The sequence below is a fragment of the Micromonospora sp. AMSO12t genome, assembly GCF_008806585.1.
Classification (GTDB): Bacteria; Actinomycetota; Actinomycetes; order Mycobacteriales; family Micromonosporaceae; genus Micromonospora; species Micromonospora reichwaldensis.
In genome coordinates, this window is sequence record NZ_WAAS01000055.1 from 1 (window position 1) to 13,971 (window position 13,971).

General features: G+C 74.1%; 12 protein-coding genes. 3 read left to right on the top strand and 9 right to left on the bottom strand.

Annotated elements, in window-relative coordinates; translation table 11 throughout:
• Positions 1 to 58 precede the first annotated feature (58 nt).
• The gene (locus F6X68_RS11350) at positions 59 to 1,069 is read left to right on the top strand and encodes an ATP-binding cassette domain-containing protein (RefSeq protein WP_151454235.1); all 1,011 of its coding nucleotides are present in this window, start codon (positions 59 to 61) and stop codon (positions 1,067 to 1,069) included.
• Positions 1,066 to 1,917, top strand: coding sequence for an ABC transporter permease (locus F6X68_RS11355; RefSeq protein ID WP_151454236.1), 852 nt, complete (start codon positions 1,066 to 1,068; stop codon positions 1,915 to 1,917). Before F6X68_RS11350 ends, F6X68_RS11355 begins: the two co-directional genes overlap by 4 nt.
• Before the next feature lie 60 nt (positions 1,918 to 1,977).
• On the opposite strand, the gene F6X68_RS11360 is transcribed toward F6X68_RS11355, so the two are convergent.
• The 6 genes from F6X68_RS11360 to F6X68_RS11385 form a co-directional block, all read right to left on the bottom strand.
• Positions 1,978 to 3,285, bottom strand: a complete 1,308-nt coding sequence (locus F6X68_RS11360; RefSeq protein WP_151454237.1) for a hypothetical protein — start codon at positions 3,283 to 3,285, stop codon at positions 1,978 to 1,980.
• Positions 3,282 to 3,806: a SigE family RNA polymerase sigma factor gene (locus tag F6X68_RS11365; protein WP_151454238.1), complete on the bottom strand. Its 525-nt coding sequence runs from the start codon at positions 3,804 to 3,806 to the stop codon at positions 3,282 to 3,284. Before F6X68_RS11365 ends, F6X68_RS11360 begins: the two co-directional genes overlap by 4 nt.
• A 92-nt stretch (positions 3,807 to 3,898) precedes the next feature.
• A complete protein-coding gene (locus F6X68_RS11370; protein ID WP_151454239.1) occupies positions 3,899 to 7,288 on the bottom strand; it encodes an AAA family ATPase in 3,390 nt (1,129 codons plus the stop codon).
• A gap of 128 nt (positions 7,289 to 7,416) precedes the next feature.
• Entirely contained in the window at positions 7,417 to 7,818 is a 402-nt protein-coding gene (locus tag F6X68_RS11375) for a hypothetical protein (protein WP_225852145.1), read from the bottom strand.
• The gene (locus tag F6X68_RS11380) at positions 7,815 to 8,075 is read right to left on the bottom strand and encodes a hypothetical protein (protein ID WP_151454240.1); all 261 of its coding nucleotides are present in this window, start codon (positions 8,073 to 8,075) and stop codon (positions 7,815 to 7,817) included. Before F6X68_RS11380 ends, F6X68_RS11375 begins: the two co-directional genes overlap by 4 nt.
• A gap of 16 nt (positions 8,076 to 8,091) precedes the next feature.
• Positions 8,092 to 8,778 (bottom strand): hypothetical protein, encoded by a 687-nt coding sequence (locus F6X68_RS11385; RefSeq protein WP_151454241.1) that lies wholly within the window; start codon positions 8,776 to 8,778, stop codon positions 8,092 to 8,094.
• Between the two features lie 202 nt (positions 8,779 to 8,980).
• Between F6X68_RS11385 and F6X68_RS11390 the strand changes: the two genes are divergently transcribed.
• The gene (locus F6X68_RS11390) at positions 8,981 to 9,880 is read left to right on the top strand and encodes a cellulose binding domain-containing protein (RefSeq protein WP_151454242.1); all 900 of its coding nucleotides are present in this window, start codon (positions 8,981 to 8,983) and stop codon (positions 9,878 to 9,880) included.
• Positions 9,881 to 9,941: 61 nt separating this feature from the next.
• Here the strand turns inward: F6X68_RS11390 and F6X68_RS11395 are convergent, their stop codons facing one another.
• From F6X68_RS11395 to F6X68_RS11405, 3 genes are all read right to left on the bottom strand, one after another.
• Positions 9,942 to 10,847: a hypothetical protein gene (locus tag F6X68_RS11395; RefSeq protein WP_151454243.1), complete on the bottom strand. Its 906-nt coding sequence runs from the start codon at positions 10,845 to 10,847 to the stop codon at positions 9,942 to 9,944.
• Between the two features lie 242 nt (positions 10,848 to 11,089).
• On the bottom strand, positions 11,090 to 12,466 hold the full coding sequence (locus tag F6X68_RS11400) for a M23 family metallopeptidase (RefSeq protein ID WP_225852146.1): 1,377 nt from the start codon (positions 12,464 to 12,466) through the stop codon (positions 11,090 to 11,092).
• Positions 12,467 to 12,589: 123 nt separating this feature from the next.
• Entirely contained in the window at positions 12,590 to 13,915 is a 1,326-nt protein-coding gene (locus F6X68_RS11405; RefSeq protein ID WP_151454244.1) for an AAA family ATPase, read from the bottom strand.
• Positions 13,916 to 13,971: the final 56 nt, after the last annotated feature.

The window sequence follows — 13,971 nt, forward strand, 5'->3', positions numbered from 1 at the left end:
GTCGCGCCGCGCGCCCGTACGTCTCCTGAACGTGTGACACCTGAGGAAGGTAGGGAGCATGACACGCACCACCGGCCTGGCCATCGAGGCCGAGGGCCTGACCCGGTCGTTCGGGGACACCCGGGCGCTCGCCGGCATGGATCTACAGGTCCCCGCCGGCACCGTCTACGGGCTGCTCGGCCCGAACGGCGCCGGCAAGACCACGGCGGTACGGGTGCTGGCGACGCTGCTGCGCCCCGACGGCGGACGGGCCCGCGTCTTCGGGCACGACGTCGTCACCGAGGCCAACACCGTGCGCGCCCGGATGAGCCTGACCGGCCAGTACGCCTCCGTGGACGAGGACCTGACGGGGCTGGAGAACCTGATGCTCCTCGCCCGCCTGCTCGGGCACCGCAAGCCGGCCGCCCGGGAACGGGCGGAGGGCATGCTCGCCGCGTTCGGCCTGACCGACGCGGCCGACCGGCAGGTCAAGAAGTACTCGGGCGGCATGCGGCGGCGCATCGACATCGCGGCGAGCATCCTCAACACCCCCGACCTGCTGTTCCTCGACGAGCCGACGACGGGGCTGGACCCGCGCAGCCGCAACCAGGTGTGGGAGATCGTCCGGGCCGTCGTGGCGCACGGCACGACGGTGCTGCTCACCACGCAGTACCTGGACGAGGCCGACCAGCTCGCCGGCCGCATCGCGGTGGTGGACCACGGCCGGGTGATCGCGGAGGGCACCCCGGGCGAGCTGAAGTCCTCGGTCGGCTCCGGCACCGTCCACCTGCGGCTGCGCGACCCCGGGCGGCGGTCGGAGGCGGAGAAGCTGCTCCAGGCGGCCCTCGGCGTTCCGGTGCAGCTCGCACCCGACCCGGTCGCGCTGACCGCGCGGGTCGGCGGCGACGGCAGCGACCTCGACGCCAGCGAGCAGGCGGCCCGCGCGCTCGGGGACCTGGCCCGCGCCGGCATCGTCGTCGACGACTTCTCCCTCGGTCAGCCGAGCCTGGACGAGGTCTTCCTGGCCCTGACCGACCACCCCGCCGTCGCGGCCGACGAGCGGGACGATGAGCTGGAGGCAGCCCGATGACCAACGCCACCACGACCGGGCGGGCCCCGTCCGTCTACGTACCCTCGACGGAGGCGCTCGCCACCGTCCTCGCGCCCGGCGCGCGACCGCCCAGGCCCGGCGCGCTGTCGGCGTCGCTCGCGTTCGGCTGGCGCGCGCTGCTGAAGATCAAGCACGTGCCGGAGCAGCTCTTCGACGTGACGGCGTTCCCGATCATCATGGTGCTGATGTTCACGTACCTGTTCGGCGGCGCCCTCGCCGACAGCCCGCGCGACTACCTCCAGTTCTTCCTGCCCGGAATCATGGTGACGAGCGTCGTGATGATCACCATGTACACCGGCGTCGGGCTGAACACCGACATCGAGAAGGGCGTCTTCGACCGGTTCCGGACGCTGTCGGTCTGGCGGCCCGCCCCGCTGGTCGGCATGATCTTCGGCGACGTGCTGCGGTACGTGCTGGCGGCCGTGGTCATCCTCGGTGTCGGGCTGGTGCTGGGGTTCCGGCCCGACGGCGGGCTGCCCGGCGTGCTGGCCGGGATCGGTCTGCTGGTGGTCTTCTCGTTCGCGTTCTCCTGGGTCTGGACGTTCTTCGGGCTCGTCCTGCGCAGCGAGAAGTCCGTGATGGGCGCGAGCATGATGGTGCTGTTCCCGCTGACGTTCCTCAGCAACGTGTTCGTCGAGCCCGCGACGATGCCCGGCTGGCTCCAGGCGTTCGTCAAGGTCAACCCGATCACGCAGCTGGTGGCCTCGGTACGCGCCGTCATGTCGGGAACCTCGGACGCGTCGGCGATCATGTGGACGCTGCTGTGGACCGCCGGCTTCCTGGTGGTCTTCGGCACGCTGACCATGTACCGCTACAACCGCCGCTGATCCTGCCGACGACGGGCACCGCCACGCAGGTGGTGGTGCCCGTCGTCGTCCGGTGGCCGGCTAGGAGTCGACCCGGACGGTGGTCACCGTGCCGCCGGCGGCGGTGACGCGTACCTCGGTGGCGTCGGCGGGTAGCAGCGCCGCGCCGCGCCCGGCGTCGTGCCACTCCCCCGCGCCGACCCGGTAGCTCAGCGCCGCGCCCTCGGCGGCGACGAGGACACCCTGCCCGTCGGGCAGCCGTAGCCGCACCGGCAGCGGCGCGTTCCAGTCGATGAATCCGCTGGCCACCGGCTGGAAGGGCGCGCCGGCGTGGGCGAGCAGGGCGATCGCGCGGGTGGGATCGCCGTAGTACTGGTGGCTCTCGAGCAGCAGCTGCCGGCCGTCGGGGGTCGCCCCGTAGACGACCAAGTGGGGAGCTTCCCCTTCCCGGTGCGTGCCGCCGGGATCGACGTAGGCGGCGAGCGCTTCCGTCTCGTAGACGTTCCTGCCGACCTGCGCGGCGGGGCTGTCGCCCCACACCCGTTCCGCGCCGGGCAGCGTGTAGGTGACCGACCGCTGCGGACTGGCCTGCCGGTCGGGAAGGAGGATTTCGTTCGCGTTGGCGATGTGGACGGCGGTCGTCGCACTGACCGGCTTCCTGGCCAGGGCGACGGTCACCCTGTCGCGCTGCGGCGGCACCAACAGCACTGCGGCCCCGTCCCGGAACGCCACCCGCTGGAAGGTGCGCTCGATCCGGCCGTCGGCCGCGTACCGGAACGTCGGCGAGAACTCGACCGCGTGTCCGGTGTCGAGCACGACCAGCACGTCGCGTCGCGATCCGAGCAGCGCTGCCTGCCAGCTGCCATGGGTACTGGCGTCGACGAGGTTCTCGGGCGTCATGACCCGCGGCCCTGCGGCGGTGGGCTCGACGAACGCGGCCAGGCCGATCTCGCGGGCGCTGTCCGGCCAGGACACGACCGGGTTGTCGACGGTCCGCTGCGCGACGTAGGCGGCGGGCCCGGCCGGCGTGTCTCCCGCCCAGACCACGTGCGGATCGCCCCTGAAGTCGCCTCCGAGTTGCCTCGCCTGCTGCCGCCACGCCTCACGAACCTGCCGCAGGTACGCGCCGTCGCCGGCCAGATCGCCGCGGGTGGGTTTGTCGAACAGCGGCGAGGCGACCTCCGCCGCGGCCCCGCCGTCCGCGAGGTGGAGCGCACCGCCGACGGGCACCGCCACCACGACCGCGCACACGGCGGCCAGGACGGCGCGACGTCGCCGCAACCGGCGACGCCCACCCCGTCGCACGTCGTCGAGCAGGGTCGGCGGGCCGACGAGGTCGTCGGTCACCCGGCGCAGGACGCCCCGCACCTCGCTCTCTTCGATGGTCATCGCGCACTCCTGGTATCGGTCGGGACGGACAGGACGAGACTTGATCCGGCCAGCGCCACCCGAAGGTGGGCGAGGCCCCGGGAGGCGTGGCTCTTCACGGTGCCCTCGGAGCAGCGCAGCGCCCCGGCGACCTCGGCGACCGACAGGTCCTCCAGGTAGCGGAGCACCACGGCGGCGCGCTGCCGGGGCGGCAGGGTACGCAGCGCCGCGACGACCGCCTGGCGCAGCGCGATGTCGTCGGCGTGGTCCCGGGCGACCCCGTCGTTGTCGCCCAACGCCTGCTCCGGCCGCCGGGACCGCCACCGCCACCGGTTGATCGACCGGTTCACCAGGGCCCGCCGGGCGTACGCCTCCGGTGACTCCCGCACCCGGCGCCAACGCACGTACATCTGCTCCAGCACCTCCTGGAGCAGGTCCTCGGCCGCGTGCCGATCGCCGACCAGCAGGTAGGCCACCCGCAACAGCGCCACCGACCTCGTACGGACGAAGTCGTCGAACTCCGTGCCATGCGGATCTCGCATCTACCCTCCTGGGTCTCTCAGTCAGCAAGACACCGCGGAGGGCTGCGGGGTTTACCGGCCCTCGCCGACGACGCGCGACCGGTGCCCGGGGGCTAGAGGCGCCAGGGCAGCGGCTCGGGCGGGAGGTAGCGGCAGGTGCTACCCGTGGAGACGGTGTCGCGCAGGTGGGCGGCGAGGCCCGGGTGGCGCTGGTCGAGCTTGCGCAGCGCGTCCCGGATGCGGGCGGTGACCGTCTTGCGGGCCCGCTCGGCCTCGTCGCCCAGGCGTCGGCTGCGGCCGGCCAGCCCGGCGGCGGCGCGCAGCTCGGCGAGCAGAGCGCCGCGCTCGGCGTCGAGGTCGGCCAACCTCCGCTCGTCGCCGCGTTCGGCGGCCCGGTCGATCTCGTCGTCGAGCCGTTCCAGGTGCCGCCGGTAGCGGGCCTTGGCCTCGTCGTCGAGGACCGGGTCGCCGCCCATCCGGCGGGCCGCGACGAGTTCCGGCCCGGCGGCCGGGTCGAGCAACTCGACCGCCGGGACGTCGACGCCCGGCCGGCTGAGCAGCACGTGCAGGTCGCGTAGCCCCTTCGCGTCGGGCAGGTGCACCACCACGCCGGCGTAGGCAAGCTGCCAGACGGGCCCGTCGCGGCGGAACCCGTACGCCTGGCCGGCCTGCCGTCCCGCGGCGGACGGGTGCGGCCCGGCGGCGACCGCCGGCGTGGCGGGCGCCCCGGTCCCCACCGTCGGCGCGCCGGGCGGCCCGGCCATGACGGCCCGCGCCGGAGCTGGGCCGGCGGCCGGAGCGACGGTCGACGCCGGGCGCGGACCGACGACCGCGGCGACGACCCCCGGCCGGCCGGCGGGCGACGCCTCGGCCCCTGTGGACGGCGCGCCGGCCAGGCGGCGGGCCGTCGAGTGCATGCCGAGGTCGTCGGCGTCGCGGGCGGTGGTGGCGCGCAGCGCGGCGGCGGACGCCGCGTCGCCAGGGCGGTCCCGCCCGGTCAGCGCGTCGGCCAGCGCGGCGCGGGCCAGGACCGACCACGGGCGGGCGCCCAGCCGGTCGGCGGAGTCGCGCGCGGCGGAGAAGCCGGTCACCGCGTCGTCCCAGCGTTCCTGCGCGGCGTCGACGAGGGCCAGCCAGTGGTCGACGGGGCCGCTGAGGTCGCAGCCGAACAACGCCGACATCCACTGCCCGCGGTGCGGTCGCAGCGCGTCGCGGGCCTCGGCGCAGCGCCGGGGGTCGCGACTGACGGCGGCGACCCCGGCGCGCAGCCGCAGCCACAGGGGCGACACCGATCCCGGGTACGTCGTGCCGGCGGACTCGATGCCGGCGACCACCCGTTGGGCCGTCTCGACGTCGCCGCGCTCGGCCGCGGTGATGCCCCGGACGAGTTCCGGATGGGGGTAGCCGGTCGAGGACAGCTCGTCGAGCAGGGCGTCGACCTCGTCGGCCCGGCCCTGCAGGTGCAGGCGCGACCAGCGCAGGTGGTGGCCCATGAAGGCGAAGTCGGAGTGGTCCCACTCGGTGAGGGCGGTCAGCTCGCCGACCAGTTCGTCGGACCGGGCGAAGTCGCCACGGAAGGCCGCGATGATGGCGTCGTCCATCGTGGCGGCCGCCCGGTGCCGGGCGTCGCCCTGGCGGGCACCGGCGACGAAGGTGGCGAGTTCGTCCTGGTAGCGGGGGTCGCCCAGCTCCAGCAGGGCGACCCAGCGCAGCGCGGTCGCCCAGCGTGTCGTCTCCTGGTCGCCACCGCGGCGCGCCACGTCCCGGATCTCGGCGGTGATCGCGGCCCGGTCGCGGGCCGAGCCCAGCCCCCAGGTGGTGTCGTGGCGTGCCCACAGGCTGAAGGTGAGCGCCTCGTCGTCGTGCCCCCGCCGGGCCAGGGACTCCGTGGCGGCGATCAGGTCGGTGACCATCGTGCCGACCGGCACGGCGCCCGCGGACCCGCCGATCAACCGCCGGTACGCCTCCCGCAGCACGTCCTCCGGATCGGCGAGCCGCCCGGGGCCGTCAGTGTGGCGGCGGTGGACGACGAGGGCGACCCGGGCCAGCACCACCGGATCGTCGGCCGCCACGGCCAGCGTGGTGGCCTCGGCGAGCAGCCGCCGGGCCTCGTCGCCCGCGCCCGAGTGGTGCAGCAGCTCTCCCAGCTCGATCATGATCTTCACGCGTCGGGCCGGGTCGTCGGCGACGTCGAGCGCCCGGCGGAAGTGGACCACCGACTCGTCGATGGCCAGCCGGCCGACCGCGGCGCGGGCCGCGGCGACCAGCAGCTCGGCGGCGCGGGACGGGTCGAGGTGGGCGCCGGCGAGGTGGGCGTGCCGGGCCAGGTCGGCGGGGATCAGCCGCTCGGCGAGCGCCGGCGCGCCGTCGACGGCCCGGACGACCGCCGCGTGCCGGGAGCGCCGGTCGTCGTCGGGCAGCGCGTCGTAGAGGGTCTCCCGCACGAGGTCGTGGACGAATGCGAACCGGCCGCCGCCACGGGACACCACGAGCCGGGCGGTCACCGCCCGGTCGAGCAGCCGGTCGGCCTGCGCCGCCGGTGTGCCCGTGCAGGCGGCGAGGACCGGACGGTGGAACTCCCGGCCCAGCACGGCGGCGGCGGTGAGCGCTTCGACGACCGCCGCCGGCAACTGGGCGAGACGCCCTCGCACCGCCTCCCGTACGCCCGGGGGAATCGTGCCGATCCGGCCGTCGGCACGCCAGATCCGGGCGGTCTGCTCCACGAAGAACGGGTTGCCGCCGGTGCGCCGGTGCACCTCGTCGAGGAGGTCGGCGTCGGGTGCCCGGCCGGCCGTCCGGGTCATCAGCGCGGCCACCTCGTCGCGGGACAGGCCGGTGAGGGTGAGCGTGGTCGCCTTCGCCACCAGCGGCATCAGCAGCCCGCGCAGCGGGTGCTCGGGTGACTCGACCTCGGCGTCGCGGTAGGTGCCGATCAGCAGCAGCCGCTCGAACCAGGTGTGCTGGGCGGCGAAGCGCAGCAGCCGCATCGAGGCGGGATCGGCCCAGTGCAGGTCGTCGAGCACGACCACGACCGGCCGGCGCTGGGACACCGCAACCAGCGCGGTGGTCACCGCGTCGTGCAGCGCGAACTCCTCCTGGTCGACGCGGTCGTCACCGCTCCGACGGCCGGCCGCCTCGCCGTCCGCCGACTCCCCGGCGGTGCCGCCGGCCGCCTCGCCGAGCAGCGCCGCCAGGGCCGGCTCGGCCGACTCCCGGGCCAACGCCCAGTCGTCGGTCGAGCGGCGCAGGCCGCGCAACACCTGCACCCAGGGCCAGTAGCCGGGGGCGCTGTCGGAATCCCAGCAGGCCGCGCCGAGCACCAGCGCGCCTCGTCGGCGGGCCTCGCCGGCCGCCGCCGTGACCAGCGTCGTCTTGCCGATGCCGGGCTCCCCGGCGACGAGGACCAGACCGCCGTGGCTGGTGGTCACCCGGTCGATCTCGGCGCGCAGCAGACCCGCGGGATGCTCCCGCCCGATGACGTCCCCGTCGTACCGCGGATCCATGACGCCCAGACCGTAGCGGAACGGTGGGACATCGCGAGCCCTTTACGCGGGGCGACGCCGCCGCCCGGCCTGTGTGCGCGGGTCCGCCCAGCGGGCGGTCGCCCACGAGCAGGCGGGCGGTCGGGTGCTCAGCGGGCGTCGGTGACCACGTGGGAGCAGGCGGCGCAGGCGGCCCGGCCCTGCTCCGCGTACCACCGGCAGGTCCGGCGGATCGCGCAGCGCGGCAGGTCGTCCTCCGCCGGACCGGCGACCTCCTGGAAGGACGCCGCCACCCGTTCGCCGAGGCCGCAGTGCGCGCCGGTCCAGAAGCCGCACTTCGACGTGACGCACGGGCCGGCCAACCGGTACCGGGACTCGACCGGGGTGTCCGTGCCGGCCTGGGCGAGGGCGACCTCGGCGGGGAGCGGGGGCGTCACGTAGGCGACCCGCCCCGCCGGAGTGATCATGCCGAGGAACACCGTGGCGTTGGCCGCGGGGGTGCTCGGGCACATCCGCTCCGGCGGGTCCGGCCGGTGGGCGGTGTCCGTCACCGCTGCATCCAGAAGCCGATGTCGTTGATCTTCTGGCCCAGTTCCTCGGCGAACGGGCCGTCGATGACCCACAGGCCGTACCACTCGGGGCGGAGCTTGATGTTGGCGTGCCCGACGGCGAGCGGGTTGGTCAGCCTCTTGCCGGCGGTGGTGAGGGCGTTGAGGCCCGCCTTCTGGATCTCGCTCGCGATCAGGCTCTGCTGTTCGACGGTCAGGTCGACGCCGTCGACGACGAAACGGAACTCGCTGCGTGCCATGTCCTACCTCCGATGGTCAGTACGAATCGGTCCGCAGCCCGCGCCGCAGACTCGCCCTGGTGAATGCCGCCCAGCCGGAGCGGGAGGTGGGGTCGCCCCCGTGCCCGGCCCGGCTCAGGTGCTCGCGCCAGTCGGTCGCGTCGGCGGCGCGCAGCCCCCACAGCTCCCGGCAGGCGGTGGTCGCGAACGCGACCTGTCCGGCCGAGCCGGTCCAGCCGGCGGGGCCGTCGGCCACCCGCAGCGCACCACCCGCCTCGACGCGTACCGACGGGAAGTGGTGGTGCAGGCTGGCGAGGGTGGCCAGGTGTGCGGCGTCCGAGCGCCCGGCGGCGAAGGCGTCCCGCGTCTCGTCGTCACGGATGACCCGGATGGCGTGCAGCGTGAACGCGTCGCCGTCGCCGCCGGCCTGGCCCTCGACCTCCGTCGGGGTGCTCCAGATCCGGGGCGAGTTGGCCGACCAGAAGGCCAGCCAGGCGTCGAGGCGTTCGTGGAAGTCCGCCTGGAAGCGGGCCGGTCCGCCGGCGAGCCGGGCAGTGGCGATCCGGTCCCGGGCGACGGGACGCCGGGCCGGTCCTGCCGGGGGCGCTCCCCCGGCGGGTGGCGCGGCGTGTGCGGCGCTGGCTCCGGCGACGGTGGCCGCCGAGGCCGCGGCGGCGCCGAGCAGGATCCGGCGCCGGGAAAGTGGGGAATGGGATTCGTTCATGGCCCGCCTTTCATGGACGGCCTTTGCCACGACACGCTATCCACAGACGTAGATCAAAGGAGACGTCGCTCTATCGGTGAACCGACATGAAAACCGGTGATCGACGGCGGCGCATTCCCGCGCACTGTGCACTGCGCCCCCACCGACCGGACGGCCACCTAACGATTGATAAGCATCCATCAGCACTCGTAACATCGTCACCATGCGTGCCCGTCGCGTCACCCTCGCCGCCGTCCTCGCCGCGCTGCTGAGCCCGTTCGCCGTCGGCGCCGCGCGGGCGGACGACGCCCCGGCGCTCACCACACCCGGCAGCCCCGTCGTCGTGGTCGACGAGCCCCACCGCCTCACCCTCTCCTGGACGCCCTCGACCTGGGTGGGCGAGCCGGCCGGCGAGGAACCGATCACGTACGAGGTGCGGGCGCGGCTGGGCCCGTACGTCTACCGGAGCCTCGGCAGCACCACCGCCACCACCCTGACGCTGACCAACCTGGCGCCGGGCAGCGAGTACCAACTCGTCGTCAGCGCCTACACCCTCGGCGGCTACTCCGACCCCTCCCCCGTCACCGGTGTCCGCACGGCGTACGGGCGGGCCAAGGTCAGCTACCTCAACCTCGACTGGTCTCCGACGGACAACCAGATCCAGCACGTCCTGAAGGTCACCAACACCGGCACCGGGCCGCTCGACCTCACCGCCGTGCGGGTGCGCTACCACCTGACCTTCGAGGGCGGCGACACCTCGCTGGTGCTGAACTGCGACTGGGCGGCGCTGGGCTGCGACCGGATCCGCCGCAGCATGACGTTCTTCCCGCCGCCCCTGCCGCCCGGCGGCCCGCCGACGCCGACGCCCACCCCGACGCCGACCCGGTACCCGCTGCCGGGCACGCCGGTCCCCGGCTGGGTGGAGCTGACCTTCACCGGGGGCGTCCTCGCCCCGGGCGCGTCGTCCGGGCCGATCCAGCTGCGCCACCACCGGCCCGGGTGGACCGACATCGACGAGCGCGACGACCGGAGCTGGCGCGCCGCCACCGGCCAGTGGACCGACAACAGCCGGATCACCCTCGACGTCGACGGGGTACGCGAGTTCGGTGACACGTTCGCCTGACGTACGCCGGCCGGTGACACCACCCCCGGGTCGGGGCGGCACCACCGGCCGGCACCGGTGACTACGCCGTCGCGCAGATGGCGTACGCGGTGTTGGTCCAGTTGCCGGTGAACACGTCCTCCTCGTACGCGCCGGAGGTGACGGTGGCCGGCGCGGCGGCCGGGCCGCCGTTGGGGCGGAAGTCGTCGACGACGCCCTCGCCCATGATGCCGTCGAGCGCGTAGCCGGCTCCGGTCAGCACCTTCCCGATCGGGCAGGCCGCGGCGACGCTGTGGAAGTCGTTCGAGTCACTGGGGCTCACCGCGGCGATGCGGGCCAGGCCGGCGAGGGGGTTGGCGCAGATCGCGTACGCCGTCGCGGACCAGTTGCCGGCGAAGGCATCGGCCTCGTACGCGCCCACGAAGACCGACGTCGGCGCGGCGGCCGGGCCGCCGTTGGGGCGGAAGTCGTCGACGACGCCCTCGCCCATGACGCCGTTGAGCTCGTAGCCCGTCCCGATCAGCACCTTGCCCGCCGGGCAGGCGGCCGTGACGCTGCGGAAGTCGTTCGAGTCGCTGGCGGTCGTCGCCAAGACCCGCACCAGACCGGCGACGGGGTTGGCGCAGATGGCGTACGCGGTGAGGGACCAGTTGCCCGCGAACGCCTCCGCCTCGTACGCCCCGACGGTGACGGCGGTCGGCGCGGTGGCCGGGCCGCCGTTGGGGCGCAGGTCGTCGACCACCGCCTCGCCGGTCGCCCCGTTGAGTTCGTAGCCCGTCCCGGTGAGCACCTTGCCCACCGGGCAGGTCGCCGTGACGCTGCGGAAGTCGGTCGAGTCGCTGGCGCTCGTCGCGGCGATGCGCACGAGGCCGGGGACGGCGGCCGAGGCGGGAGCGGCGGGGACGACCACCCCGGCCGCCACGGCGACGCCGAGGATGAGGGTGAACGCGTGGGGTCGGAGCCGGCGGGCGGCTGCCTGAGCTGACATGGGGACTCTCCTGTCTGTCGCCTCGGCGGTGACCTCCCGCAGATGTCGGGGGGCGACCGTGACGAGGCGCTGCGATTGACGCGCTCACGCTATGTAGTCACGTGACCAGGCATTATCCCCAAGCTGACTACGTCGGGTAATCGACTGATCGCCCTCGCCCGGGCCGCCACGCCCGCCGGCTTCTCTGATCACCGGCGGGCGGGCGGTCGGCGGGCGGTGCCCCCGACACGGTCCGGTCGCCGTCAGGCGGTGTAGAGGATCTTCACCCCGTTGAGGCTCGTCGCCGAGACGGTGGTGCCGCGGACGCCGGAGTTGAGGTTGCGCCAGCCGGTGTTGCTCGCCGCCTCGTGGATCATGCCCCCGGCCACGGTGTAGACGTGCTTGACGCCGTTGACGTCCATCGCCGCCAGCGCGTCGGGGCTGACCCCGGAGATGCCGGAGTTCAGGTTGCGCCACCCGCTGTTGCTGGCCGCCTCGTGGACCGTACCGCCAGCCACCGTGTAGACGATCTTCACACCGTTGTGACTGATCGCGGCCAACGCGTTCGGGCTGACCCCGGAAATGCCGGAGTTCAGGTTGCGCCACCCCATGTCGCTGGACGCCTCGTGGACCATGCCCCCGGCCACCGTGTAGACGATCTTCACGCCGTTGTGACTGATCGCGGCCAACGCGTTCGAGCTGACCCCCGAGATGCCGGTGTTCAGGTTGCGCCAGCCGTTGTTGCTCGCCGCCTCGTGGACCATGCCCCCGATCACGGTGTAGATGTACTTGACGCCGTCGACGTGGATCACGGCGAGCGCGTTGTTGCTGACGCCCGAGATGCCGGTCCACAGGTTTCGCCAGCCCGTGTCGCTGGCCGCCTCGTACACCCGGCCGTCGTTGACCGTGTAGAGCAGCTTGTTCGTGCCCATGACCATCGACGCGGTGGTCGAGCCGGTGATGCTGTTGACCGGCAGCATCTGCCAGCCGCTGTGGCTGCCGGACTCGTACACCTGGCGGTTGGAGCTGACCTGCCCGCAGTTCCGGCTGGTCATGTTCCGGGCCGACGAGACGGGGCCGGAGACGTAGAGCGGCCCGGTGTTCGGGCTGCCGTCGGAGGTGATGCCGGAGGGCACGCCGTTGAAGTACGCCTCGGACTTGACGCCGTCGCGCGTCTGCTCGTAGTGCAGGTGCGGGCCGGTCGAGTTCCCGGTGCTGCCGACCCGGCCGATCTGCTGGCCGGTCGACACCCACTGCCCGGCGCGCACCGGCGGCGACTCGATCATGTGCGCGTAGCTGGTCCGCCAGCCGCCGCCGTGGTCGATCACCACGTACCAGCCGCCGCCGCTGGTCCAGCCGGCGAACGTGACGGTGCCGGCGTACGAGGCGAGGATCGGCCGGCCGTTGCTGGCCCCGCCGGTGAAGGTCATGTCGATGTCGTAGTCGTCATGCCCGTAGTAGGTGGCCATCCGCCAGGTCTCGCCGCAGGGGAACGGCATCTGGAAGTTCGGCCGTGGGCCCGCGGCCTGGGCCGGTGCGGCCACGACAGCGATGGCGCCCACCATGGCGAGCAGCACGGCGCCGACGCCGGCGAGTGCCAGGCGGGCCGAGGTGAGGACGCGGGCGAGTAGACCCGTCATAGGGGAAGTTCCCTCCGGAGCCGGATTTGATGTTGATGGATGTTAGGGCAGCCATCACCATCCGGCGAGAGGGGGCGGACGGTTCCGTTCGGCGGGCGGAACCGGCCGGCGGCGGGGGCCGGGTCAGCCGGCCACCGTCGTGCCGGCTAGCAGGGCGAGGATCGTCTGGTTCGCCTCCCAGCCGTCCGGGAACTTGACCGGCACGTCGAGGTGCACGGTCTCCGTCGACGGGTGGGCGTCCAGCAGCTCCCCGATCCCGGCGCGCGCCACCACGATGCACGCCTGGCGGTGCCGCGACGTCAACACGCAGAGCCGCCCCGACTCCAGGTGGAACGCGGTGGCGTCGCGCCGCCCCGACAGCGGGTGCAGCACGATCGTCACGTCGTACTCCCGGCCCTGGAGCCGGTTGGCGGTGTCGACGGTGATGCCGGCCCCCGCCGGCCCCAGGTGCGCGCGGATGGCGGCGGCCTGGTCGCGGTGGGCAGCCCCGACGGCGATCCGGTCGGCGGTGACCGGCGCGCCCGCCGGCGCGTGCTCGGAGACGGCGACCGCTCCCCGCTCAAGCACCCGCAGCGCCAGGGCCGCGCAGGCCGAGGCGGCCTCCGCATCGGTACGCAGGGTCTGCCGCGCCGGCAGCTCGTGCAGCGCCCAGCCGGTGGCCGCCGCCAGGTCCACCGTCCGGTCCAGGGCGTCGCCCGCCCCGGGCTCGCCGAGGCGCAACGCCCGGTCGGCCGGGCCGGTGCCGGCGCGGAACCCGGTGAACGGGTAGAACGCCGCCGCCACCACCGGGGCCGCCGAGGCGGGCAGCCGCCACGACACCGGCAGCCGGTGCACCGGCAGCTCCGGGTTGTGCCGCAGCAGCACGGCCACCGCCGACTGCATCGGATCCCAGGTCAGGCCCGTCCACCGGCCCGTCTCCACCGTCGAGAACGGGTCGAGCTGACCGGGATCGCCGACGAACAGCGCCCGCTCGAACCGCCCGGCCACGCGCAGCAGGGCGTCCGAACGCATCTGGTACGCCTCGTCGACGATCGCCCACGGCCAGGAGCCCTCGGCGACCGTGGCCCACTTGGCGGCCGTACCGATGATGACGGCCGGACCGCCGAGGTCGGCGACCTTCGCGGCGACCCGGACCGTCTCGTGGCCCCTGACCCGCTCGGACGGCCGGTAGTCGGCGGCGGAGAGCCGCCCGATGCGCAGCTCGGGCGCCTTGCGCGCCAGGCGGTCGATGAGGTCGTCGACCTGCTCGTTGGTCTGCGCGATGATGATCAGCGGTTCGCCGGCGGCGGCCAGCTCGACGGCGGCGCGCACCACCAGGGTCGACTTGCCGGCCCCCGGCGGCGAGTCGACCACCACGCCGCGATGGTCGCCGGAGCGCAGGTCGGCCAGCACGGCGGCGATGACCCGCTCCGCCTCGACCGCCGGCGGCACCTCCAGCCCGGAGCGCATCGATTCCCCCTCCCACCGATCACCGGGACACTACGCCTGCCCCACCGTCGAGCGGT

Excerpts from the sequence above, each read along its gene's own strand:
- F6X68_RS11350 (WP_151454235.1), top strand. The coding sequence starts at position 59 with ATGACACGCACCACCGGCCTGGCCATCGAGGCCGAGGGCCTGACCCGG.
- F6X68_RS11355 (WP_151454236.1), top strand. The coding sequence starts at position 1,066 with ATGACCAACGCCACCACGACCGGGCGGGCCCCGTCCGTCTACGTACCC.
- F6X68_RS11360 (WP_151454237.1), bottom strand. The coding sequence starts at position 3,285 with ATGACCATCGAAGAGAGCGAGGTGCGGGGCGTCCTGCGCCGGGTGACC.
- F6X68_RS11365 (WP_151454238.1), bottom strand. The coding sequence starts at position 3,806 with ATGCGAGATCCGCATGGCACGGAGTTCGACGACTTCGTCCGTACGAGG.
- F6X68_RS11370 (WP_151454239.1), bottom strand. The coding sequence starts at position 7,288 with ATGGATCCGCGGTACGACGGGGACGTCATCGGGCGGGAGCATCCCGCG.
- F6X68_RS11380 (WP_151454240.1), bottom strand. The coding sequence starts at position 8,075 with ATGGCACGCAGCGAGTTCCGTTTCGTCGTCGACGGCGTCGACCTGACC.
- F6X68_RS11385 (WP_151454241.1), bottom strand. The coding sequence starts at position 8,778 with ATGAACGAATCCCATTCCCCACTTTCCCGGCGCCGGATCCTGCTCGGC.
- F6X68_RS11390 (WP_151454242.1), top strand. The coding sequence starts at position 8,981 with ATGCGTGCCCGTCGCGTCACCCTCGCCGCCGTCCTCGCCGCGCTGCTG.
- F6X68_RS11395 (WP_151454243.1), bottom strand. The coding sequence starts at position 10,847 with ATGTCAGCTCAGGCAGCCGCCCGCCGGCTCCGACCCCACGCGTTCACC.
- F6X68_RS11400 (WP_225852146.1), bottom strand. The coding sequence starts at position 12,466 with ATGACGGGTCTACTCGCCCGCGTCCTCACCTCGGCCCGCCTGGCACTC.
- F6X68_RS11405 (WP_151454244.1), bottom strand. The coding sequence starts at position 13,915 with ATGCGCTCCGGGCTGGAGGTGCCGCCGGCGGTCGAGGCGGAGCGGGTC.